21 protein-coding genes are annotated in these 21799 nt (G+C 69.6%); 12 read left to right on the top strand and 9 right to left on the bottom strand.

The features are described from left to right. Nucleotides 1–24: 24 nt before the first annotated feature. Genes ACFQLX_RS21400 through ACFQLX_RS21390 form a run of 3 tightly spaced genes read right to left on the bottom strand, consistent with a single transcriptional unit; the run spans nucleotide 25 to nucleotide 2891 of the window. Nucleotides 25–234, bottom strand: coding sequence for an acyl-CoA carboxylase epsilon subunit (locus ACFQLX_RS21400; protein ID WP_386417546.1), 210 nt, complete (start codon nucleotides 232–234; stop codon nucleotides 25–27). A gap of 12 nt (nucleotides 235–246) precedes the next feature. Further along, nucleotides 247–1821: an acyl-CoA carboxylase subunit beta gene (locus ACFQLX_RS21395; protein ID WP_386417544.1), complete on the bottom strand. Its 1575-nt coding sequence runs from the start codon at nucleotides 1819–1821 to the stop codon at nucleotides 247–249. Further along, nucleotides 1818–2891, bottom strand: a complete 1074-nt coding sequence (locus tag ACFQLX_RS21390; RefSeq protein ID WP_386417542.1) for a 3-oxoacyl-ACP synthase III family protein — start codon at nucleotides 2889–2891, stop codon at nucleotides 1818–1820. The genes ACFQLX_RS21395 and ACFQLX_RS21390 overlap by 4 nt, the downstream gene beginning before the upstream one ends. A 163-nt stretch (nucleotides 2892–3054) precedes the next feature. Here ACFQLX_RS21390 and ACFQLX_RS21385 point away from each other — a divergent pair, with 163 nt between their 5' ends. Both ACFQLX_RS21385 and ACFQLX_RS21380 read left to right on the top strand, forming a co-directional pair. Then, the gene (locus tag ACFQLX_RS21385; protein ID WP_386417540.1) at nucleotides 3055–3657 is read left to right on the top strand and encodes a TetR/AcrR family transcriptional regulator; all 603 of its coding nucleotides are present in this window, start codon (nucleotides 3055–3057) and stop codon (nucleotides 3655–3657) included. Between the two features lie 175 nt (nucleotides 3658–3832). After that, entirely contained in the window at nucleotides 3833–4513 is a 681-nt protein-coding gene (locus tag ACFQLX_RS21380) for a TetR/AcrR family transcriptional regulator (RefSeq protein ID WP_386417538.1), read from the top strand. 33 nt (nucleotides 4514–4546) lie between these two features. Here the strand turns inward: ACFQLX_RS21380 and ACFQLX_RS21375 are convergent, their stop codons facing one another. After that, nucleotides 4547–5608: a hypothetical protein gene (locus ACFQLX_RS21375; RefSeq protein WP_386417536.1), complete on the bottom strand. Its 1062-nt coding sequence runs from the start codon at nucleotides 5606–5608 to the stop codon at nucleotides 4547–4549. 794 nt (nucleotides 5609–6402) lie between these two features. On the opposite strand from ACFQLX_RS21375, the gene ACFQLX_RS21370 reads away from it, so the two are divergent. The 3 genes from ACFQLX_RS21370 to ACFQLX_RS21360 all read left to right on the top strand — a co-directional run bounded on the left by ACFQLX_RS21370 (nucleotide 6403) and on the right by ACFQLX_RS21360 (nucleotide 9557). Beyond that, nucleotides 6403–7362 (top strand): alpha/beta fold hydrolase, encoded by a 960-nt coding sequence (locus ACFQLX_RS21370; RefSeq protein ID WP_386417534.1) that lies wholly within the window; start codon nucleotides 6403–6405, stop codon nucleotides 7360–7362. 74 nt (nucleotides 7363–7436) lie between these two features. Continuing rightward, nucleotides 7437–8582 carry a glutamate 5-kinase gene (gene proB, locus ACFQLX_RS21365; protein ID WP_386417532.1) on the top strand — a complete coding sequence of 382 codons (1146 nt, stop codon included), beginning with the start codon at nucleotides 7437–7439 and terminating at the stop codon, nucleotides 8580–8582. Nucleotides 8583–8834: 252 nt separating this feature from the next. Continuing rightward, nucleotides 8835–9557, top strand: coding sequence for a transposase (locus ACFQLX_RS21360; protein WP_386417530.1), 723 nt, complete (start codon nucleotides 8835–8837; stop codon nucleotides 9555–9557). Between the two features lie 60 nt (nucleotides 9558–9617). On the opposite strand, the gene ACFQLX_RS21355 is transcribed toward ACFQLX_RS21360, so the two are convergent. The 3 genes from ACFQLX_RS21355 to ACFQLX_RS21345 are packed head-to-tail and all read right to left on the bottom strand — an operon-like array spanning nucleotide 9618 to nucleotide 11305. Beyond that, nucleotides 9618–9782, bottom strand: a complete 165-nt coding sequence (locus ACFQLX_RS21355; protein ID WP_386417528.1) for a hypothetical protein — start codon at nucleotides 9780–9782, stop codon at nucleotides 9618–9620. Nucleotides 9783–9797: 15 nt separating this feature from the next. Further along, nucleotides 9798–11132, bottom strand: a complete 1335-nt coding sequence (locus tag ACFQLX_RS21350) for a glutamate-5-semialdehyde dehydrogenase (protein ID WP_386417527.1) — start codon at nucleotides 11130–11132, stop codon at nucleotides 9798–9800. Next, nucleotides 11129–11305 carry a hypothetical protein gene (locus tag ACFQLX_RS21345; RefSeq protein WP_386417526.1) on the bottom strand — a complete coding sequence of 59 codons (177 nt, stop codon included), beginning with the start codon at nucleotides 11303–11305 and terminating at the stop codon, nucleotides 11129–11131. The genes ACFQLX_RS21350 and ACFQLX_RS21345 overlap by 4 nt, the downstream gene beginning before the upstream one ends. A 520-nt stretch (nucleotides 11306–11825) precedes the next feature. Between ACFQLX_RS21345 and ACFQLX_RS21340 the strand changes: the two genes are divergently transcribed. The 5 genes from ACFQLX_RS21340 (at nucleotide 11826) to ACFQLX_RS21320 (ending at nucleotide 18000) form a co-directional block, all read left to right on the top strand. Continuing rightward, nucleotides 11826–13175 carry a cation:proton antiporter domain-containing protein gene (locus tag ACFQLX_RS21340; protein ID WP_386417525.1) on the top strand — a complete coding sequence of 450 codons (1350 nt, stop codon included), beginning with the start codon at nucleotides 11826–11828 and terminating at the stop codon, nucleotides 13173–13175. Nucleotides 13176–13259: 84 nt separating this feature from the next. Continuing rightward, complete coding sequence (locus ACFQLX_RS21335) at nucleotides 13260–14690, top strand: citrate/2-methylcitrate synthase (RefSeq protein WP_386417523.1); 1431 nt, start codon at nucleotides 13260–13262, stop codon at nucleotides 14688–14690. A 52-nt stretch (nucleotides 14691–14742) separates the two neighbouring features. Next, the gene (locus ACFQLX_RS21330) at nucleotides 14743–15882 is read left to right on the top strand and encodes an acyl-CoA dehydrogenase family protein (RefSeq protein ID WP_386417522.1); all 1140 of its coding nucleotides are present in this window, start codon (nucleotides 14743–14745) and stop codon (nucleotides 15880–15882) included. Continuing rightward, on the top strand, nucleotides 15879–17354 hold the full coding sequence (locus ACFQLX_RS21325) for an amino acid adenylation domain-containing protein (protein ID WP_386417521.1): 1476 nt from the start codon (nucleotides 15879–15881) through the stop codon (nucleotides 17352–17354). Before ACFQLX_RS21330 ends, ACFQLX_RS21325 begins: the two co-directional genes overlap by 4 nt. Nucleotides 17355–17469: 115 nt before the next feature. After that, entirely contained in the window at nucleotides 17470–18000 is a 531-nt protein-coding gene (locus ACFQLX_RS21320; RefSeq protein ID WP_386417519.1) for a flavin reductase family protein, read from the top strand. Nucleotides 18001–18086: 86 nt separating this feature from the next. On the opposite strand, the gene ACFQLX_RS21315 is transcribed toward ACFQLX_RS21320, so the two are convergent. Next, complete coding sequence (locus ACFQLX_RS21315; protein ID WP_386417518.1) at nucleotides 18087–18857, bottom strand: thioesterase II family protein; 771 nt, start codon at nucleotides 18855–18857, stop codon at nucleotides 18087–18089. Nucleotides 18858–19008: 151 nt separating this feature from the next. Further along, the gene (locus ACFQLX_RS21310) at nucleotides 19009–19761 is read right to left on the bottom strand and encodes a 4'-phosphopantetheinyl transferase family protein (RefSeq protein WP_386417516.1); all 753 of its coding nucleotides are present in this window, start codon (nucleotides 19759–19761) and stop codon (nucleotides 19009–19011) included. A gap of 243 nt (nucleotides 19762–20004) precedes the next feature. Between ACFQLX_RS21310 and ACFQLX_RS21305 the strand changes: the two genes are divergently transcribed. Further along, nucleotides 20005–20334 (top strand): acyl carrier protein, encoded by a 330-nt coding sequence (locus tag ACFQLX_RS21305; protein WP_386417514.1) that lies wholly within the window; start codon nucleotides 20005–20007, stop codon nucleotides 20332–20334. Next, nucleotides 20327–21685, top strand: coding sequence for an NAD(P)/FAD-dependent oxidoreductase (locus tag ACFQLX_RS21300; RefSeq protein ID WP_386417512.1), 1359 nt, complete (start codon nucleotides 20327–20329; stop codon nucleotides 21683–21685). Before ACFQLX_RS21305 ends, ACFQLX_RS21300 begins: the two co-directional genes overlap by 8 nt. Nucleotides 21686–21799: the final 114 nt, after the last annotated feature.

The raw sequence follows: 21799 nt of genomic DNA, 5'->3' as shown, positions 1-21799 counted from the left end.
AAGACAACGACCGCTGCCTGCTGCTCAGTTGCGCCAGCTCTGCGGGGAGCGGTACGGAGTGGTCGGGGCCGGACGCTCCCAGAGCGGAACCACCGCGAAGGGGGGTGCCCCGTCCCGGGCGGTGGCGGCGGCCCGGGCGAGCAGGACCGCTGTCAGGGCCGCCATTTCCTCGGCGGGTATCTCGCCTCCCCTGACCACGCGGACCATGGTCGGTGCTTCGATGGGTGCGGTCATGGAGACTCCTTGTCACTGAGGCGGATTGCCGTGCTTGCGCGCTGCCAGGTCGGCGTGTTTCGTGCACAGCATGCGGAGGGACTCGATGAGGACCCGGCGGGTGTCCGCGGGGTCGATGACGTCGTCCAGGAGGCCGCGTTCTGCGGCGTAGTAGGGGTGTACCAGCTCGGCCTGGTACTCCTTGACCAGCTGGCGGCGGGTGGCCTCGGGGTCCTTGGCGGACCGGATCCGGCGGCGGAAGATGACGTTGGCGGCTCCCTCGGCGCCCATGACCGCTATCTCGTTGGACGGCCAGGCGTACGAGAGGTCGGCGCCCACCGAGCGGGAGTCCATGACGATGTAGGCGCCGCCGTATGCCTTGCGGAGGATCAGTGAAATGCGCGGGACGGTGGCGTTGCAGTAGGCGTAGAGGAGTTTGGCGCCGCGGCGGATGATGCCGTTGTGCTCCTGTTCGATGCCGGGGAGGAAGCCCGGCACATCGACCAGGGTGATCAGGGGGATGTTGAAGGCATCACACATCTGCACGAAGCGGGCAGCCTTCTCGCTGGCATCGATGTCGAGGACGCCGGCGAGGACCAGGGGCTGGTTCGCCACGATTCCCACGACCTGGCCGCCCATACGGGCGAGGGCGACGATGACATTGGCCGCCCAGCGTTCGTGGACCTCCAGGTACTCGCCGTCGTCGACTATCTCCTCGATCACCCGGCGCATGTCGTACGGGCGGTTGCCGCCTGCGGGCACCAGGTCCAGAAGCGGGTCGCACGGGCGGTCAGGCGGGTCTTGCGGGGGTGCGGCGGGCGCTGTCTCACGGTTGTTCTGCGGGAGGAGCGAGAGGAGGTAGCGGACCTCTTCGAGGCAGCTGGGCTCGTCGTCGTAGGCGAAGTGCGCGACTCCCGAGACCTCGGCGTGGACATCGGCGCCCCCGAGGCCGCCGAGGGTGACCTTCTCCCCGGTCACCGCTTGGACCACATCGGGACCGGTGATGAACATCTGCGAGGTCTCGCGGACCATGAAGACGAAGTCGGTGAGCGCCGGGGAGTAGGCCGCGCCGCCCGCGCAGGGGCCGAGCATCACGCTGATCTGCGGGATGACACCCGAGGCGCGGGCGTTGCGCTGGAAGATGCCGCCGTAGCCGGCGAGGGCGGAGACGCCCTCCTGGATACGGGCACCCGCTCCGTCGTTGAGCGAGACCAGGGGTGCGCCCACGGCGACCGCCCGGTCCATCACACGGTGGATCTTCTCGGCGTGCGCTTCTCCGAGGGCGCCGCCGAAGATGCGGGAATCGTGGGCGTAGACGCAGACGGTGCGGCCGTGGACAGTGCCCCAGCCGGTGACCACTCCGTCGGTGTGGGGTCTGCGGTCCTCGATGCCGAATCCGGTGGCACGATGCCTGCGCAGTGGCTCCAACTCGGTGAAGGTTCCTTCGTCCAGGAGGAGTCCGATGCGTTCTCGGGCCGTGAGTTTGCCCTTGGCGTGCTGGGCGGCGGTCGCCTCCTCGTCCTGCCCCCGCCTGACCTGTTCGCGCAGCGTGCGGAGCTGAGCGGCCCGTGCCCTGATGTCGGGGACGGCCGCCTCGTCGGCGGTCATGGCGCGAGCGGCGCGACGGGAAGGCCGCCCGCGAGGAGCTGCGGGACCCTGGGGGGCGCCCCGGCTGCGGGGGTGTCCCTCGCCCAGTTGAGCAGCGCGACACCGAGGCTCATCCCGCCGCCGAACGCGGCGAGCACGACCAGGTCGCCGAGTGCCGCCGCACCCTTTCGGTCCAGCTCGGCGAGGGTGATCGGGACGGAGGCGGCCCCGGTGTTGGCGTAACGCTCCAGGGTGAGGTGGAGGGCGGCCCGGTGCATGCCGAGGTCGGGCCAGAGTTCGGCGAGCATGACGCCGTTGGCCTGGTGGGGGACGAAGTGCTGTATCGCGTCGGGGGTTACACCGGCCTCGTCCAGGAGCCTGCCGATCTCCGCGGGGAGAGCGCCGGCAACGAAGTCGCGCACCCCCCGGCCGTCCATCCGGAAGTAGTGGCCGCCCTCGGCCACGGTCTGCTGGGAGGCAGGGCGGCGGCTTCCTCCCGCGGCGACCTCGATCAGCCGGTGGGCGTCGCCCCGCGAGACCAGCGAGATACGGCGCAGGCCGAGGCCGGGTGCGACCGGCCCGAGGACCGTCGCCCCGGCGCCGTCCCCGAATAGGGGGGCGGTGCGGCGGTCGCTGAGGTCGAGGATCCGCGAGTAGAGGTCGGCGCCGATGACCAGACCGTGGCGTCGCTCGCCGTCCGATGCGCCACTGAGCAGCTTCTCCACCGTCTTGAGGGCGTAGACGAAGCCGCTGCACACGGCGTTGAGGTCGAAGGCCGCAGCCCGGCCGGCCCCGAGGCTGTGCTGTACGAGGGCGGCTGTGGCCGGCTGCGGGCGGTCGGGGGTGGAGGTGGCTACGACCACGTAGGCGAGTTGATCCGCCGTCAGACCCGCGCTCTCCAGGGCGCGTCGTCCTGCCGCGACGGCGAGGTCCGAAGTGGCCTCGTGGGGGGCGGCCCGCCGGCGCTCCCGGATGCCGGTCTTGCGGACAATCCACTCGTCGGTCACGCCTGCGCCGCGCCCGATCTCCGCGTTGTCGATGATGGCCTCGGGCAGGTAGGAGCCCACTCCGATGATGCCGATGGACTGCACGATTCCTCCTCGGGCAGAGGCGAGCCATGACTCAACTCACCGGGTGTTGAAATCATCGCAGAGCCCCTTGACAAATTCAACAGTAAGAGAGTTCACTCTGTCATGAATTACTGATGCGGCCCGGCGCCGACCCACGCGCCTCACACCTACGGGAGTTGCAGCCATGACTGTCACCACCGCGAACCCGGCCGATGTCTACGCCGAGGCCACCCAGGCCCTGATCTCCGCAGGCCGCACCATGTTCACCCGGATCGGCTACCGGCAGACCCGGTTCGCAGCCATGGCCGAAGCCGCGGGCCTGCCGGAGGACTTCGCCCGTGAGCTGCTGCCCGACAAGGCGGCGGTCCTCAGCGCCCTCATCGTGCGGACCGTCAAGGTGGCCGGAATCCTGGGCCCGGCAGTGGACGAGGGCATCGACGACGACCTGCCCACCCGCCTTGCCCGCACCTACCTGGCGCTGTGGGAGCCCAACGAGGAGGACTCCCCGATGATCGAGCTCTACCGGGTCGCACTCGCCGACAAGGAGGCCTCGGCAGTGCTGCGCGAGACCGTCGCCAAGGCACTGAACAGCCAGGTCGACCAGAAACTGGCGGGGCCGGACGCGCAGCTGCGCACCGCGCTCTTCGGCGCACAGTTGGGCGGCGTGGCATTTGCGCGACACCTGGCGCGCGTGGACTCCGTCGCCTCGGCCGATCTCGAGACGGTCATCCAGACGATCGCGCCGGGACTGCGGCAGACCCTGCTCGGGGACGATGGTCCGCAGTGATCGCATCACCCGGCGCAAGGCACTCCACCCAGGCCTTCCGCACGGAGCAACAACGGGACATCATCGGGGGGTTGCCCGAACGTCACCCGTGGATGGATTCTCGGATGACCGGATGGTAAGGTAGTTTTCATTGTACAGTGAATTATTCGCTCAATCCCTGAAGCGCAGTGATCCCATGACATCCAGCCCCGCAGACGGTCCCACGACGCCCGGTCAAAAGCCCGCCCCTCCCCGCCGTGCGCGGAGCGGGCGGCGGGCCGGGGACAGCGGCACAAAAGACCAGATCCTCGCGTCCGCGCTTCGCCTCTTCGCGGACCACGGTTTCGCCAGGACCACCATCCGCGCAATCGCCGAGGATGCCCAGGTGGACCCGGCGTTGGTACATCACTACTTCGCCAACAAGGAAGGGGTGTTCAACGCCGCGATCAACTCATCGCTGAGCGTCTCGTCGGTTTTCGACACGATGGCCCAGTCCGCCCACCAGACCGGCAACGTGGACGCCGACTGGATCGCCCGCTCGTACTTCTCCTTCTGGGAAAACGAGACGACCCGCTATGCCATGACCGCCATCTACCGGGCCGGCCTGGCAGACAGCTCTACCACCGCGGTACTCCGTGCCCGAGTGGAGGAAAGCATCAAGAAGTGGGCTTCCTACACGGACTACCAGTCCCTCCCCGGCGCCGAGACCCGTGCGGCCCTGGCCTCGGGCCATCTCGCCGGACTCGCCATCATGCGCTACCTGTTGAAGATCCACCCCCTGTCCACAATGGACTTCGACGAGTTCGTCTCCTGGGTGGTGCCGGCCCTGGAGCTGCGCCTGTCCCCTACCCTGGAACCCCGATCCGGGATTTCCTGACCCGCCCGCGTACTACCGCCCCCTGGGCGACGATCAGTCGCCGCTCCGATAAGTGACCTTCACGGCCATCATGGAGACACCCGGTCCGACTGCGAGCATGAGGCCGTCCGCACCGTCGGCGGGAGGCTTGGCGAAGGTCCGCTCCAGGACGTCCAGTATCGAGACGGATCCGATATTGCCCAGCTCGCGGAGCGAGTCGCGCGCCAGGGCGACCTTCCGAGGAGCGCACCCCAGCCCTTCGACAACCGCGTCTATGACCTTGGGACTCCCCGTATGGGAGACCACGAACGACGGCACGGCGTCCCCGTCCACCGGGGTCGCGCCCTCCAGCCATCTGACAAACAGGGGCATTCCATCCCGAATTTCACCAAGCAGCCGCGGGGAGTTGTAGACGTGGAATCCGTCGTTGCCGAGGTGGTATCCGACAATGTCGCGACCGAGGGGCTGGACGTACTCCCAGGTTTCACCGAGCTCCATCCGAGGACCTCCATCCTCAGCGCGGACCACGCAGGCGCCGGCCGCGTCGCCGATGATCCCCTTGAAGATCATGCCGTCCATGCCGTCGTCACGACTGTGCAGATAGTGGCTGTAGATGTCGGCACACACCACGAGAACCGTGGAGCCCGGGCGCGCGGCAATCACCTCCATCGCCCTGCACAGGCCGTACACCCCTCCGACACAACCCAGGTGGGTCCCCGAAATCCGCCGCACCGAGCAAGGCAGGCCGAGTCGCTCGACCAGCCGGACGTCAAGTCCCGGCATCGTGTAGCCGGTGGCGCTGATGACCACCACCGCGTCGATGTCACCGGCGCACAGCCCCGACCCTAAGAGAGCACCACGCGCAGCGCTCTCCGCCAAGTCGAGAGAAGCCTGGAAGTGGCCGTCCGCCCACTGCGAGAGCGAGTACCCCTCGGCGAACTGCTCGGCCAGCGGCCGGGTGTACCAGCGGCTGGCCACGGTGCTCGCCTGGATGACCTGCCGGATCCTGGCCAGGCCGGGATGTTCGCGGTACTTCTCCTCAAGGTGGTCTAGCAGTTCGTCGGTTGTCGCCTGATACTTCGGCAGGGCGATCACGGGCGCGGTGACAACAGGCATGCGAACTCCAAGGCTCTGCGGTCGGGAACTGTTCTCGGGATACCGCGCTTCGATAGCGGCGGAGGTGCTGCCCGGTGCGTACGGCGCCGGCCGGTGCTCTGTTCGAACCCCTTGCGACCAGAGGATTCTGCGGACTCGAAACACCTCCCGATGCCTGATCGCGCCCCGCTGGGAGCGCGTAGCCGCACGGACGAAAGACGTTGAGCTCGATGGCGCATGACGATCAAGAACATGGTTCCGGCTTCCCACCCCGGGACGCGCGGCGAACGGCGGGAACGGCCGTCAACTGCAGTGCCGCGCCCCGAACGCGTCCATCCGCGCTTACCCCGGCCCTCGCCGACCTCCCTGCGAATGACGCCAACGCGAAGGTACGCCAGTCGAGTTCGCGTCAGCAAGCCCCAATTTCAACAAGGAGAGAATCTTTCGGAAGATCGTCACACCTTCGACTTCCCGCCCCGTTCGCAGCCCGTCGCCCACCTCTCGCAATAGATGTCAACAGCCATTGAAATCATTGAGCGTTGAGATTACTCTCGATCTGTGCGAACTGTCCACGCCCACCTCGATGAAGGGCCGACCGCCATGCACGCACCGGCGCGCCATCGCGCGGACACCGCCCCCTGGGTGGAGATATCCCGGCCACACCTGCGTGAAGCCCCGCCCAACGATGAGGGCGTCGGTAGCCGAGGCGCCCCCGACGTCCGGGAACTGCGGGGCTCCCCCCGGGTCGCCGGCGCCCACGGCCGGCTCTCATGAATGCCCCCGCCCTCGCCGGAACCCGCCGCATGCCGCGGTCGGTGAGCACGCAGGACGGCGCCGACATCGCCGTCTACACCCACGGCGATCCGGACGCCCCCGTCACGGTCCTGCTGTGCCACGGCTGGACGATGGCCGCCCACCACTGGCGCCCGCACATCGACGCGCTGACCCGGCCGCGCCAGGGTTTCCCAGCGGTCCGCGCGGTCAGCTACGACCAGCGGGGCCACGGCTGCTCCACCCGCGGCAGCGCCGTACTCGACATGCCCCTCCTCGGCCGCGACCTGGCCCGTGTCCTGGATGCAGTGACCCGGGACGGCGCACCCGTCATTCTGCTCGGCCACTCCATGGGCGGCATGGCCGTACAGCAGCTGGCGGCCCGCGAACCGGGCCTGTTCGGAACACGGGTGGCGGGCGTGGGCCTCATCTCGACCTGCCTCAGCGAGGTGACCGGGGGCGCGACCGTGTCGTACAACCGGCGCGACACCACAGCCCTGCGGCGGCTTGGCTGGGCCCAGCAGCGGATCGCCGGCGGACTGCTGCGCTCGCCCCGCTCGGCCAGGACCGTGCACCGGCTGCTCACGGGGCCGCTGTCGCACCCGAGCACCGCCCCGCTGTGGCGTGCGGTGTTCGGATCGGGACCGCACACCGACACGGTCCGCGAGAGCGCCCGCGCCTTCCGGGACATCCCTGTGATGGCCATCGCCGAGTTCTACGCCGCTCTCACCACCCATGACTGCGCGGGGCGCCTCGGTGCGCTCGGTCGGCTGCCCACCCGCGTCCTGGTCGGCGCCCTTGACCGCGTCACGCCGCCCGCACAGGCCCGACGGCTGGCCGCGGACATACCCGGCGCGGTGCTGCAGACCGTCCCGGGGCAGGGCCATGACCTACCGTACGAACGCCCCGTCCTCGTCGTGGAGACCGTGCACGCACTGCTGCGCGAGATGCCCCGGCACCTGTCGTCCGGAGACTTCTCCCTGTCCGGCCCAGCAGCGCGGTGAACCGCCCCGCCGACCACGGCCCGAGCAGCGAACCAGCCCTGCGGCACGATGTCCTGACAGCCCGGAGGATCGTCGTGAAGGTGGGCTCCTCCTCCCTCACCACAGCAGCCGGAGGTCTCGACTCGGACCGGGTGGACGCCCTGGTGGACGTACTGGCCCGGACCCGGGCCGCAGGAACCGAGGTCGTCCTCGTCTCCTCCGGCGCCATCGCCGCGGGACTCGCACCACTGGGTCTCTCCGAGCGGCCGCGAGACCTTGCCCGGCAGCAGGCCGCGGCCTGTGTGGGACAGGGCCTCCTGGTCGCCCGCTACACCGCGTCCTTCGCCCGCTACGGAGTGCGGGTCGGCCAGATCCTGCTCACTGCCGACGACGTCAGCCGCCGCGCCCACTACCGCAACGCCTACCGCGCCCTGGTGCAGGTCCTGGCCATGGGCGCACTGCCGGTGGTCAACGAGAACGACACGGTGGCCACCGCGGAGATCAAGTTCGGCGACAACGACCGGCTGGCCGCCCTGGTCGCGCATCTCGTCCGGGCCGACCTGCTGGTCCTGCTCTCCGACGTCGACGGCCTGTACGACGGCGATCCCGCCCGACCGGGCTCGCGACGTCTGCGCGAGGTACGCGGCCGCCTCGACCTCGCGGGCATCGAGGTCGACAGCCCCGGCAACTCGGGATTGGGCACCGGAGGAATGGTGACCAAGGTGGAGGCGGCGCGGATCGCCACCGACGCCGGCATTCCCGTCGTCCTCGCAGCCGCCCGGCACGCCGCCGACGCGCTGGCCGGACGCGAGACGGGCACGCACTTCCTGCGCACCGGGCACCGGGCTGCCGACCATCTGCTCTGGCTGGAGCACGCCAGCAGCCCGTGCGGCGCGGTCCGCCTCACCGCGCAGGCGGTACGGACCGTCGCCCAGCGCACCGGACCGCTGCTCGCGGCCGGGGTGACGTGCGTGGAGGGTGGCTTCGCCGCCGGTGATCCGGTGGAACTCCTCGATGAAAGAGGCCAGGTGGTGGCCCGCGGCATCTCCAGCCTCGACGCCCGGGAACTGCTGCGGCTGCAGGGCCGTTCGACGCGGGAGGTGGTCCCCCATGACGATCTGGTGCCGCTGCCGGGCGCCATCGCGTCGCCCGTGCCCGAACCGGCCCGCGTGCGGATCCGGATCCGGTCGGCGGCGGAGTTCGCACGGGCGGCCAGTGGAGGTGAACGGTCAGGGCAGTGACCGTGCACACGGTCACTGCCCTGACCCGCCTGCATCCGTGCGCGCGTGCGCCCCTCTGGGGTGACCACCGTCCCCCGCGCAGCGCTTGGCCGCGTCCGGGCCCGGTCCGAAGTTCCCCTTCGTCCGCACGAAGCGCGGGCGGCGCGTGCCGGGCGCCGGGGCGCAGGCGGGGAACTCCGTACAGGCCCTAGGACGATCCTGAAAATCATGGGTTCTGGCCCGCTCCGGGTGGAGTGGGGCCAGTCTTGTGTAATGCAGGGGGAATGGGGCGGGGAGAGCGTCGGCGAGGACGTGTGGGAGACCTGCCGGGAACTGATCCCGGCAGGGAGTGTGTTCGCGTTCCTGGCCGAGCACCGCGAAGCCGCCGTTGCCCGCGCCCTCCTCGCCGACGAGGACACGCCGATCACCGCTCTGGGCGACGCCGCCTACGGCACCGGCGACCTACGCGAACACCTCCAGAGCGAGGGCCACAGCCTGGTCCTGAAGCCACCGCCACTCAAACCGGCCGTCCCCGGCGGCTTCACCGCCGACGACTTCACCGTCGACACCGAACAGGGACAGGTCACCTGCCCCGCCGGACACACCAAGCCCCTCGGCCGGCCCGACGCGACGGGCGCACGCAAGGCCCAGTTCAAGAAGCTCTGCGCCAGCTGCCCGCTCAAGGAATGCTGCACCCGCTCCAAGACCGGCCGCATCTTCAGCGTTCACGCCAAGTACGACCTGCTCAAAGCCGCCCGCGACCAGGCCGCCACCGATCCCGACTGGCAGGCTGAGTACCGCCGCTGGCGACCACCGGTCGAACGCGCCATCGCCTGGCTCGTCGCCAAAGGCAACCGCCGCGTCCCCTATCGCGGCGTTATCAAGAACGACACCTGGCTCCACAACCGCGCCGCCGCCCTCAACCTCCGCCGCCTCATCAACCTCGGACTCACCCGCACCGGCAGCACCTGGACCATCACCACGGCCACCACATGACACGAGAGGCCACCCGACCCCCGGCCGGACTACCCCTCACACAAGATCTTCAGGAGCGTTCTAGTCGATTCCGCGCACGATATGGAACTCGGCCGGGTCCTCGTCGACTCCGGCCAGCTCGGGCCAGGGCGGGGGCGCGGCTGCGGTGGACTGATCCCGGCGCGGCTCCTCCTCGTACAGCAGCCGGCCGGACGGATCAGTCGCGGTGATGATGCGTACGTACATGACCAGACCTCCTGTCTAGGGCAGCGGGGCGGCGGCTCCGCCCCGGATGTGCCCGTCACCCACCAGGACGTACTTAGTGGTGGTCAGCGCGCTCAGTCCCATCGGGCCGCGCGCGTGCAGTTTCTGGGTGGAGATGCCGAGTTCCGTACCGAGCCCGATCTGCCCGCCGTCGGCGAAGCGGGTGGAGGCGTTGACGGCCACGACCGCGGTGTCCAAGGCGGCGACGAAACGGCGGGCCGCGCGCTGCGAGTCCGTGACGATCGCCTCGGTGTGCCCGCTGCCGTACCGCCGAATGTGGTCGACGGCGGACTCCAGCGAATCGACCACGGCGACTGCCAGGTCCAGGGAGAGGTACTCGCGCCCCCAGTCCTCCTCGGTGGCGGGTACCACCTCGGGATGGATCCGGCGCACCCGCTCGTCTCCGTGGACCGTCACTCCACGGGCTGCCAGCGCGGCCAGCGCCATGGGCAGGAAGACGGGCGCAACGCCCTCGTGGACGAGCAGCGACTCCGCTGCGTTGCAGACGGAGGGGCGCTGCGTCTTGGCATCGAGCAGAATAGCCACCGCCTGGCCGAGGTCGGCGTGTGCGTCGACGTACACATGGCAGTTTCCGATCCCTGTCTCGATGACGGGGACCGTGGAGTCGCGGACCGTGGCCTCGATGAGGTCGCGCCCACCGCGCGGGACGAGAACGTCCACCAGGCCGCGCAGGGCCATGAGTTCACGTACGGCGGCGTGGCCCGTGCCGGGCACCAGCTGGACGGCGTCGACCGGGACCGAGGTGTCCGCCAGGGCCTCGCGTATGACACGGACCAGGGCGGTGTTGCTGTGCCGGGCCGTCGATGAGCCTCGCAGGAGTGCCGCGTTGCCGCTCTTGAGGCAGAGTGCCGCCGCATCGACGGTCACGTTCGGGCGCCCCTCGTAGATCATGCCGACGACACCGAGCGGCGTTCTGATCCGACGTACTTCAAGGCCGTTCGGCATGACCGTGCCGTCGGCGACCTCGCCGACCGGGTCGGGCTCGTCTGCCAGGGCGCGTACCGTCTGCGCGAGGACGTGGAGCTGCTGTCCGGTGAGAGTCAGGCGGTCGAGGACGGTCGGGGACCGGCCGGCCTCCCGGGCGGCCGCCAGATCCTGCCGGTTCGCGGCAAGGATGTCACGTGAACTCGCCTTCAGATGCCGGGCGACGGCAATGAGGGCGGCGTTTCGCTCGGAGCCGATCGTGGTGGACAGCCGGGTGGCCGCGATACGGGCGGCGGCGGCCGCACCGCGAACGGTGGCACCGCCCTGCGTGTCCTTCCCACTCTCCGCGGCCTCCGCGGCCGTAGTGATCCCGTTGGCGACCGTCATCGGGCGGCTCCGTCCAGCGCGGCGGCCCCGGTCCGCTCCGCGGCGTCCTTCGGGGGCGATCCGCCGTGGGCCGCAGCAAAATCGGGGCAGCCGGTCAGCTCGGCCAGCATCACCCTGGCGAGGGCGTCGGAGTCGACCGAGCCGTTGGAGTGGTTGAAGTCCGGGTTCGGCATGTGATTCCTCCTTGGGGCACGGGGGCGCAGCGGGGACGACGGTCCGCGCCGTGCGCTATGCGCTGGATGTTCAGCAAGATCTCGGGGCCGATGGTGTCGAGCCGCTCCGGCGGCCCGAGGGGCCGCAGGTGCCCGGTAGTCGCACGAACCCGGTCCGGACTTGTGCCCGAGGAGGCCGGCGCGGGCCATGCGCTGGAGCGGGCGGGCGGGGGTTGGAGCGGTCCCGGCGGCGGCTCGCAGGAGCTCAGGGCCTTCCAGGGGCGCCACAGCAAAGGATGCCGGGTCCGATGGCTCGACCGCCTCCACCAGATCACGCATGGCCGGCACCTTCCGCGGATCACATCCGAAGGCAACTCAACGATAGATGAATTCAACGGGAGATGAGTTTTGCACGCGCCCGTCGCTTCGGCAAGCCCCGAGAGCCCTTGTGTGCGCCCCACCTCGCGTGCAAAACTCAACGAAAGATGAGTTCAACGTTTGGTGAGTTAAGTCGACACGAGATGATTGCGGAGGAGATGCCGTGACGCATCCACACACAGCCGAAGCACTGCAAGCCACCGCCATCGCAGGCATCGCCGGCATCCTGCTCGCGGGGACGCTCCTTGCCCATCTGGCGCGGCGTGTACGCCAGCCCGCCGTGATCGGCGAGATCACCGCAGGCATCCTGCTGGGGCCCAGCCTGCTGGGCCAGCTCCCCGGCGATCCGACGCACCGCCTGTTTCCCGACGAGGTACGCCCACTGCTTTCGATGGTCGCCCAACTCGGCTTGCTGCTCTTTATGTTCGCGGTGGGCTGGGAACTCGACTGGGCGACCATGCGGCGCCGCAAACGCTCCGTCGCCGGGGTGACGGCCGGCAGCATCCTGGTCCCGATGCTGCTCGGCCTCGGGGTCGCGGCGGTGATCTACCGCAACCACTCCCACGTCAACGGCGAGAAGGTCCAGTTCACCTCGTTCGCCCTGTACCTGGGCGTCAGCATGTCCATCACCGCGTTCCCGGTGCTTGCCCGCATCCTCAATGACAACAAGATCAGCCGTACGAAGATCGGCGCGCTCGCGCTGACCAGCGCGGCCTTCGGTGACGTGCTGGCCTGGTGCCTGCTGGCCGGCGTGGTCGCGATCGTCACCGCGTCCGGTCCCGCCGGGTTCACCAACACCCTCTGGATGTCCGCCGTATACGGCGCCGCCATGTTATGGGTCGTCCGCCCGCTGCTGACCTGGTGCGTCGCCAGGGTGTCCACACGCGAGGGCACCGGACACCAGCTGGCAGCACTGGTCACCGCGGGCCTGCTGCTCTCCGCGTACGCCAGCTCAAGAATCGGCATCCACCCCATCTTCGGCGCCTTCGCCTTCGGCCTGGTCATGCCCCGCAGGCCGAAGGTCCTGCTGGAGGAGAAAGTGCTGAGCCCGCTGCGGCACGCCGGGGAACTGATGCTGCCCGTCTATTTCATCGTCACCGGCCTGTCGGTGGACATCGCCGATATGTCGCCCTCCGCCTGGGGCGAACTGGGGCTGATCCTGACCGCCGCCGTCGTCGGCAAGGTGCTCGGCGCCGGACTGCCGGCGAGGTCCTTCGGGCTCAACTGGCGGGAGTCGACCGGCGTCGGTGTCCTGATGAACACCCGGGGCCTGACAGAACTGGTCATCCTGGGCGTCGGGCTCAACCTGGGCGTGCTCGACCAGACCCTTTTCACGGAGATGGTCCTCATGGCGCTCATCACCACCGCCATGACCGGACCGCTCCTCCCCCTGCTGCTCCCCCGCACCCGGAGGGACCCGGTCGCCACCCCGGCCGTCCCCGCTACGTCCGCCCCTCCGGTGGTCCGGCTGCCCGAACCGACCGGCAGCCACACCTCGGACCTGGTCGGCTGACCAGGCCCCGTCCCGCGCGCCCAGCAGTCGAACCCGCTGCGTGACACCTCACGGCTCTCGTTGCCCGCCCCCGCAGGAGCAGCAATGCCTCACAAGGAGATGGACCAGGTGCACCCCGTCATCAGCACTCTTTCCCGCGTGTTCGACATGCCGTCGGAGTTCATCGGCGACGAGTTGCGGCTTCGCTCCGTAGCCAGCTGGGACGAGCTCACCGCAGTGGAACTCCAGGTTCATCTGGAACACGAGTTGGGCACCACGCTCGACGATGACCTCATCGAACAGATCGAATGCGTCGGGCAGTTGCGATCCTTCTACGACGAGCGACTCGCCGAACTTGTCACGATCAGGACCCCGCCGGACGCGTCAGCCCTGGCCCCCCCTCTGCCAGGTCCCGCGTTCCCGGCCTTCGACCAGGAGACGACCGACATTTCACAGGTGATCGTCGGCGAGACCGGGATCTCCGAGGTCGACCCCGTGCGCGGTCGGCTGTCCTATCGGGGCTACCCCATCGAGGAGCTGATCGGCCGGGTCACCTTCGAGGAGGTCGTCCACCTTCTGATCCGCGGCTGGCTGCCCGATCCCAGTGAGCTGAGGGCCTTCACAGCCCGACTCGCCGCGGCACGTGAACTGCCGCCCATGGTGGCGCGCAACCTCGAGCTCAACGCCGGCTCCAGCACGTCGTCGGTGCTGCGCACCGCGGTCCCCGCGCTGGGTGTCGCCGCGGAGGCCCATGGCGATCCCGCCGCCCACATCGACCTCAGGGAGAGGCTGATCGCGCGGATCCCGACGATCTTCGCGACCCAGCAGGCGGCCCGCGCCGGACGGCGTCTGCCCACCCCCGCACCCGAGCTGTCACACGCCGAGAACATCCTCTACATGCTGGGCCTGCCCCACGACCCGGAGCGCGTGAGGCTGGTCGACCTGTGCCTGGTCCTGCAGGCCGAGCACGGCTGCAACGCCTCGGCGTTCGCCGCCCGGGTCGCGGCCGGCACCGGTGCCGACACCTTCGCCACGCTCACCGTCGCGCTCGCCACCTTCACCGGACCGCTGCACGGCGGCGCCGCCCACCAGGTAATCAACCTCGCCAGCCAGGACGGCAACCCGGGCACCACCGCCGCCTATCTGCACGGCCGTGCCGACGCGGCCGGTGCCTCCCGAGCCCGGACCGCCCCGCCCACCGCGGAGGACCCCAGGGTCAGACCGCTGCGTGAGGCGGCCCGCCGGTTCAATGCCGGGCCCGGCGGGGACCGCATCCTCCAGGTCCTGGACGCGGTGCGTGCCGCGGCCCACCCGGCACGCGGCCCCCGCCCCTATCTGACCGTGGACTGCTATGCCGCCGCGATCTACCACCTGCTCGGCATGCCCTCCGACCTGTTCGTCCCGATGTTCGCGGCGGCCCGGGTCCCCGGCTGGCTCGCCCATGTCCAGGAGCAGCGAGCCCTGCAGGGCCGCATCCACCCCCAGCTGCGTTACGTCGGCCCGCGCAACCTGCGCCATTCACCCGAGCAGAGCTGACCAGCGATCCGATGCGGGAGGGCGCCCCCTTCCCCGTACCCCAGGAGCAGATGTGGAGTTCGGCTGGAAGTCGGACCAACAGGCCCGCTACGACAAGGCTTTGGACACGGCCCGGGCGGCTTTCCCGTCGCCGCCCGGCGCAGAGCACGGCTTCTACACCCGTGACGACTGGCTGCGGCTCGGCGAGATCGGCATGCTCGGCGCGTGCCTGCCGGGCGAGTTCGGCGGCCAGGGGCTCGGCGCACTCGACACCGCGCTGGTCGTGGAGGCCGTGGGTCGGGGCTGTGCCGACACCGGGCTGGTGTTCGGCGCGGCGGCGCACACCTTCGCCTGCGCCGTACCCATCGACCGCTTCGGCAGTGACGCCGTACGGCGGCGGCTGCTGCCGGAGCTGGCCGCTGGGCGGCTCATTGCGGGCAACGCGATGACGGAACCCGAGGCCGGCTCGGACTCCTCGCGACTCGCCACCATCGCGACCCCCACCGACGGCGGGTTCCTCCTCAACGGCACGAAGAGCTTCGTCTCCAACGGGCCGGCCGCAGACGTGTACGTAGCGTACGCAACCGTCAATCCCGCGATGGGCTTCCTCGGAGTCACGGGCCTGGTCGTCGACCGCGACGCACCTGGCCTGGTCGTGGGCAGGCCCTACGAGAAGATGGGCATGCACTCCTGCCCGGCAGGTTCGGTCACTTTCGAGGACTGCTTCGTCCCCGGGGAGCAGGTGCTCGGCAGCGCCGGCGCGGGCGCGGCGATCTTCCAGCACTCCATGGGCTGGGAACGAGCCTGCCTGTTCGCGCTGTACCTCGGCCTTCTCGACCGGCTCCTGGAGCAGTGCGTGGCGCACGCCCGCGAGCGGCGCCAGTTCGGCCGCAGAATCAGCGAGTTCCAGTCCGTATCGAACCGCATCGCAGATATGAAGCTACGGCTGGAGAGTGCCCGGCTGCTGCTGTACCGCGCCTGCTGGTCGATGGACCGGGGAGATCCGTCCGTACTGGAGATCGCCCTGTCGAAGCTGGCCGTCTCCGAGGGCGTGCTGGCCTCCGCCGCCGACGCGGTCCGGGTCTTCGGAGGGCGCGGCTATCTGCGGGAGGACGGCATCGAGGCCGCGTTGCGCGATGCCGTGCCCAGCACGCTCTTCTCGGGCACCTCGGACATCCAGCGTCAGCTGATAGTGAAGGAGATAGGTCTGTGAGGCTCCATCAACTCGTCATCGACTCCGCCCGGCGTGCCCCGGACGCCCCGGCGGTGCGCTCCTCGCAAGGGGTGTTCAGCTACCGGGAGCTGGACGACCTCGCCAACCGGTACGCGGCGGCACTGCACCGCCGCGGAGTGCGGCCCGGCGACCGGGTCGTACTCTGGACCCACAAAACGCTGGACGCCATCGCCCTGATGCAGGGCGCGCTGCGTATCGGTGCCATCTACGCGCCGGTCAGCGCCAACAACCCGGCCGCCCGCGTGGAGCGCATCGCTGCCGGCTGCTCCCCCGCCCTGGTGGTGACCGACGCCGACGGCATCCGCCGTGCCGCGGGCGGGGCCTGGGACGATTCCGTGCCGCTGGCCTCGTTCGCCGAGGTCCGTGAGGAGGCTCCGGCAAAAGCCGCCCCGCCGCCGTACGAGAGCGGCCCCGACGAACCCGCGTACATCCTTTACACCTCCGGCTCCACCGGTGAGCCCAAGGGCGTCTGCATCAGCCACCGCAACGCCCTGTCCTTTGTCAACTGGGCGGTCGAGGAGGTGGGTGTCACCGCGGACGACCGGTTGTCCAACCACGCGCCCTTCAACTTCGACCTCTCGGTCTTCGACCTGTACGCCACCTTCCTGGCCGGTGCCTCGGTCGTCCTGGTCCCCGAGGGCCTGGCGTACGACCCGACCCAGCTGGGCGCGCTGATACGGCGCGAGAAGATCACCGTCTGGTACTCGGTGCCCTCGGCGCTGGTCTTGATGATGCAGCGCGGCGGCCTGCTGGCCGACGAGCCGCCGCCCTCACTGCGGGTGTGCCTCTTCGCCGGGGAGGCGTTCCCCATCCACCAGGTACACGAACTGCGCACGGCATGGCCGGATGTCCGGATGCTCAACTGGTACGGGCCCACCGAGACCAATGTGTGCACCAGTTACGAGGTGACCGACCGCGACCTCGGCAGCACACGACCGCTGCCGATCGGAACCGCCGTCAGCGGTGACCGCATCCGTATCCACCCGCCGCGCGAACGCGAGGGCGAGATCGTCGTCAGCGGTCCCACCGTCATGCTCGGCTACTGGGGCGAGGAGCCGCAGAAGGGCGCCTACCACACCGGTGACATCGGCCGTATGGGACCCGACGGAATGCTGGAGTACGTGGGGCGCCGCGACCATATGGTCAAGGTGCGCGGGCACCGGATCGAGCTCGGCGACATCGAGACCGTGGTGGCGGCCAACCCCAAGGTCGCCGCAGCTGCCTGTGTCGTTGTGGGCGGCGGCCTGGACGCGAAGATCCACGCGGTGGTGGTGGCGGCGGGCCCGAAGGGTCCCGGGCTGCTCGAGCTCAAACGTGAGTGCGCCGACCGCCTCCCCCTCTACATGGTGGTCGACGCGGTCCATGTGGTTCCGGAACTGCCTCTTACCGACAACGGCAAGACGGACCGCCACGCCCTGCTGAAGCAGCTCACCGACGTCGGCTCGCGGTGATCCGGCCGTGAACCCGCTACCGGTCCACGGGCGCCTCCTACCGAAGCCCATCCGGTGAACCCCGATGAGGTCCGCGGCCCTGGCCCGACTCGGCCTCAGAGACGAGGAACCGCCCATGTCTGAACGATTCAGCGCGTCCGAAACCCTGCTCGACCAGGTGGATCTGCAGACCTTCCGTTCGGTGATGGGTTCCCTGCCGACCGGGGTGAGCGTGGTCACGAGCCTGGCGGACGACGGCCAGCCACGCGGCTTCACCTGCAGTGCGGTGTGCAGCGTGTCGGCCTCGCCGCCGCTGCTGCTGGTCTGCGTCAAGCAACCCAGTGCGTCTCTGGAGGCCATCCACCAGAGTTCCGTGTTCGCCGTCAACTTCCTCTCCGGCCAGATGGCCGAGACGGCCCGTACCTTCGCCTCGCCGGTACCCGAGCGGTTCGCGGACGTGCCCTGGAGTCCAGGGAAGCGCACCGGGGCTCCGGTGCTCGACTCCACCGTGGCGTTCGCGGAGTGCGTACTCACGAGCAGCCAGCTGGCGGGTGACCACCAGGTGCTGATCGGCCGCCTGGTGTACGGCGGGGTGTCGGCCCATCGGACCGCGCTGGCGTACTGGCGTGCTCAGTTCTCAGAAGTGCGGACGCCTCCCGTCGCCTGACACCGCTCCGGCCGTACGCCGCCGGCCCCCACCCCGCTGAGACGCGGGGTGGGGGCCGGCGGCATACGGCCGGAGCGCAGGACGCGTCACACGGCGGTGCGGGGGACGGGCAGTGTCCGCAGGATGCCCGCGACGTACGCGTGGAAGGCCGGATCGTCGAGCAGGAAGTGGTTGCCGGGCAGCCAGTCGACGGCCACCTCACCGGAGGCGTGGTCCTCCCAATTGCGCAGACCGGGATCGTCCACCATGGGGTCGTCCACGCCCGCGCACACCCACAGGGGACACGGCAGGGGCGGCCCGGGCAGGGGCGCGTATGTCTCCGAGATGGTGAAGTCGGCGCGCAGCACCGGGGCGAACAGCTTGATCAGCTCGGGGTGTTCGAAGAGCTGCGGCGGGGTTCCGCCCAGGTGGCGCACGGCGTCCAGGAACGCCGACGCCGACAGGGTGTGGAGGTCGGGCAGGGTACGCCGCGCGCTGGGACCGTTGCGGCCGACCACGACGACACCGGCCGGTGGGCGTCCCAGGCCGCTCCAGTACCGCCCCATCTCGTACGCGAATGCCGCTCCCATGCTGTGCCCGAGCAGGAGGTACTGGCCCGTGGTGTGCGGTGCGGAGGCGCGGACCAGGTCCTCCATGACCGATTCGAAGTCCTCGCTCAGCGGCTCGGACATCCGTTCGCCGTGTCCGGGCAGTTCGAGCTTGGCGGTCCTCGCCGCCCCGGGCAGGGCGGCCCCCAGGCTCGCGAAGGCCCGCGCGGCACCGCCCGCGTGCGGCAGGCACAGCAGCGTGGGACGGTCCGCTCGGGCGCGTCCCGGCGCGGGCCGGGTGACGGGTTCAGGACTGTTCGACTGCCACATGACGGGGTCTCCTTGCTCTGACTGGAAAGGTGGCTTGCGATGACGGGACCAGGCGGGGGGGCGGTGAGGGCCGACCGCCGTGCGGCGGGGTCACTCCCTGCCCGAAGAGCTTGGGGGCGCGCGACGGGCATCGGGGCGCAGGCGAGGGACTTCAGACAGGTCCTACGGGCCGGCTGCCGGGTTCGAGCGTGAAAACACGGACCGTCGCCCCGCCGCCGGCGACCGCCACCGCGGCCCTGAACCGGCTGCCCACGTCTATGAGTTCGAGATTCCAGCTGCGCGCGGCGGAGCCGGGTGCCGCCCGTACCTCCACCGGCCCCGCGCGTCTCGCACCAGGGTGGACGCGCACCGCGGTCACATCCCCCGCCAGGCCGCTGCCGAGAGCCTTGAGGACGGCTTCCTTGCAGGCCCAGTGGGTGAACAGCCCGCTGTTGAGGGGATCTTCGCGTGCGATGGGCCACGCCAGGGACTCCTCCTCGGACAGCACCTGGCCGCGCAGGGCGGAGGCATCTCCCAACGGCCTGATCCGTTCGACGTCGACGCCGGTGGGTCCGTCACGGCTCACCGCCACCAGGGACATGCCTTCGGTGTGCGACAGGCTGACGCGCAGCCCGGGATAGCGGGACACGTAGGGCTTGCCGAACCTGCCTGTCGTGAAGGCGACTTCGGACGGGTGGAGACCGGCGTACGCGGCCGTCAGCGCGCGCAGCGCGGCATGCGCCGAGGCGTACAGCCGCCGCTGCGAGGCGATCATGTCCCGCCACCGGCGCAGCTCGTCCGCCGAGAGCAGCGCCAGACAGCGCCGCAGGACTGCTCCGCATTCGGGGCCGGGCTCGCGCACCGCCCACACGTGCACCTCCCCGGCCGGCGGTCCGCGCCGGGCTGCGGCAGGCAGCCGGGGCACCGCACCTGGCGTCGGCCGGTGCCCTCCGGGCGGACCCGGCCATCCCACCTCTCGGTTCACCACTTCGGCCATCCCTTCGCCAACCATCCGTGCAGCAGTAGCCGTTGACCCCTTGACGGAGAATTCAACACTAGTAGAGTTCATCTGGAAATGACATCATCAGGTGTTGAAATCAACGATCAGTGAAATCTGTTGATCCGAGGCGGGACACCCGCCCGTCAACGCATCTTCAGGAGGTACGACGTGGCCAGTGACCGCGACGATCTGATCACTCAGCTCACCGAGTTCATCCAGGAACGACTGCTGTCCGAGCCCGATTCGCAGGGAGTGGCCCCGGACACCCCGCTGCTCGAGTGGGGCATCCTCACCTCGATCAACACCGCTCTGCTGCTCACCTTCATCCGGGACGAGCTGGGAACCAACGTCCCGCCCACCGAGCTGACCGGAGCCAACTTCCAAAACCTCGACAGCATCACCGACCTGCTGCTCGCCCTGCGCTCGCCCGACAACCAACCAGCGGTCACGAGGCACGTCACCCACCCGGAAATCGCGATAGGAGACCACGGTGTCTGAGGCATCGGCGAACTACGACTACGACATCGGCATCATCGGCGGCGGCCCGGCCGGCTCCACCGCGGCCGCCTACCTCGCCAAGGCGGGCCTGTCCGTGGTCGTCTTCGAATCGGAGACCTTCCCGCGCGAGCACGTCGGCGAGTCACTGGTCCCGGCCACGACGCCGGTACTCATCGAGACCGGCGCGATGGAGAAGGTCGAGGCGGCCGGCTTCCCCAAGAAGTACGGCGCCGCGTGGACCTCCGCGGAGGAGCGGGACATCGATCATCTGGGCTTTCAGGGCCTGGACCACGACTTCCGCGCGGCCGAGGTCCTCTTCAGCGAGCGCGACCAGGCCGGCGTCGACCGCGACCACACCTTCCACGTGGACCGCGCCAAGTTCGACCAGATCCTGCTGCAGCACGCGGAGAGCCTGGGCGCGAAGGTCTACCACGGCGTCCGTGTCAACCGCGTCGACTTCGCCGACCGCGACCGCCCCGTCATCCAGGCGAAGGTCGGCAGCCAGCCGGTCGGTGTCCCGGTCCGCATGGTCGTCGACGCGAGTGGCCGCCGCACCATGATGGGCAGCCAGCTCAAGGTCAAGGAACCGGACCCGGTCTTCAACCAGTACGCGGTGCACACCTGGTTCGACGACTTCGACCGCAAGGCGCTGGCCGTCAACAAGGACCAGGCCGACTACATCTTCATCCACTTCCTTCCGCTGGAGGACACCTGGGTCTGGCAGATCCCGATCACGGACACCATCACCTCGATAGGCGTCGTGACGCAGAAGGCGCGGTTCAAGGAGGCCAAGAACGACCTGGAGGCCTTCTTCTGGGACACCATCGGCAGCCGCCCGGCCCTCCAGGACGCACTCAAGAACGCTAAGCGGGTCAAGGAGTTCAAGGCCGAGGGCGACTACAGCTACTCACTGAGCAAGGTCGCCGACGACTCGCTCGTGATGATCGGCGACGCGGCCCGCTTCGTCGACCCGATCTTCTCCAGCGGTGTCAGCGTCGCACTCAACAGCGCCCGCCTCGCCAGCGCCGACATCATCGCCGCGCACCAAGCCGGGGACTTCCGCAAGGAGCGTTTCGACGGTTACGTCACCACACTCCGCGGCGCGGTCAACAACTGGTACGAGTTCATCTCGATCTACTACCGGCTCAACATCCTCTTCACGGCGTTCGTCCAGGACCCGCGCTACCGCCTGGACGTCCTCAAGATGCTGCAGGGAGACGTCTACGACGGCGAGCCCAAGGCCCTCTCCGCGATGCGGGAGATCGTCGAGGCGGTCGAGGCGGATCCCCACCACCTCTGGCACAAGTACCTGGGAACGCTCAGGGCCCCCTCCGCGGCCGCCAAGTTCTGACAGCGGAAAGCCTCCCCCCGCAGCCGGCCGATGCCGGCACCGGTCCGGGTGGTGCGGATCCCCGCCCATCACCCGGACCGGGACCTTCGTGCCGCCTCGCGCCTCCCGTCCCCG

This window comes from Streptomyces polyrhachis, from assembly GCF_042663125.1.
GTDB classification, from domain to species: domain Bacteria; phylum Actinomycetota; class Actinomycetes; order Streptomycetales; family Streptomycetaceae; genus Streptomyces; species Streptomyces polyrhachii.
This window is presented reverse-complemented; position numbering and strand designations above follow the sequence as displayed.

Coding starts and splice junctions, on each gene's coding strand:
- ACFQLX_RS21360 (WP_386417530.1), top strand. CDS start 8,835: ATGCAGGGGGAATGGGGCGGGGAGAGCGTCGGCGAGGACGTGTGGGAG.
- ACFQLX_RS21355 (WP_386417528.1), bottom strand. CDS start 9,782: ATGTACGTACGCATCATCACCGCGACTGATCCGTCCGGCCGGCTGCTG.
- ACFQLX_RS21345 (WP_386417526.1), bottom strand. CDS start 11,305: ATGCCGAACCCGGACTTCAACCACTCCAACGGCTCGGTCGACTCCGAC.
- ACFQLX_RS21380 (WP_386417538.1), top strand. CDS start 3,833: ATGACATCCAGCCCCGCAGACGGTCCCACGACGCCCGGTCAAAAGCCC.
- ACFQLX_RS21315 (WP_386417518.1), bottom strand. CDS start 18,857: ATGTGGCAGTCGAACAGTCCTGAACCCGTCACCCGGCCCGCGCCGGGA.
- ACFQLX_RS21320 (WP_386417519.1), top strand. CDS start 17,470: ATGTCTGAACGATTCAGCGCGTCCGAAACCCTGCTCGACCAGGTGGAT.
- ACFQLX_RS21335 (WP_386417523.1), top strand. CDS start 13,260: ATGCCTCACAAGGAGATGGACCAGGTGCACCCCGTCATCAGCACTCTT.
- ACFQLX_RS21350 (WP_386417527.1), bottom strand. CDS start 11,132: ATGACGGTCGCCAACGGGATCACTACGGCCGCGGAGGCCGCGGAGAGT.
- ACFQLX_RS21385 (WP_386417540.1), top strand. CDS start 3,055: ATGACTGTCACCACCGCGAACCCGGCCGATGTCTACGCCGAGGCCACC.
- ACFQLX_RS21395 (WP_386417544.1), bottom strand. CDS start 1,821: ATGACCGCCGACGAGGCGGCCGTCCCCGACATCAGGGCACGGGCCGCT.
- ACFQLX_RS21375 (WP_386417536.1), bottom strand. CDS start 5,608: ATGCCTGTTGTCACCGCGCCCGTGATCGCCCTGCCGAAGTATCAGGCG.
- ACFQLX_RS21400 (WP_386417546.1), bottom strand. CDS start 234: ATGACCGCACCCATCGAAGCACCGACCATGGTCCGCGTGGTCAGGGGA.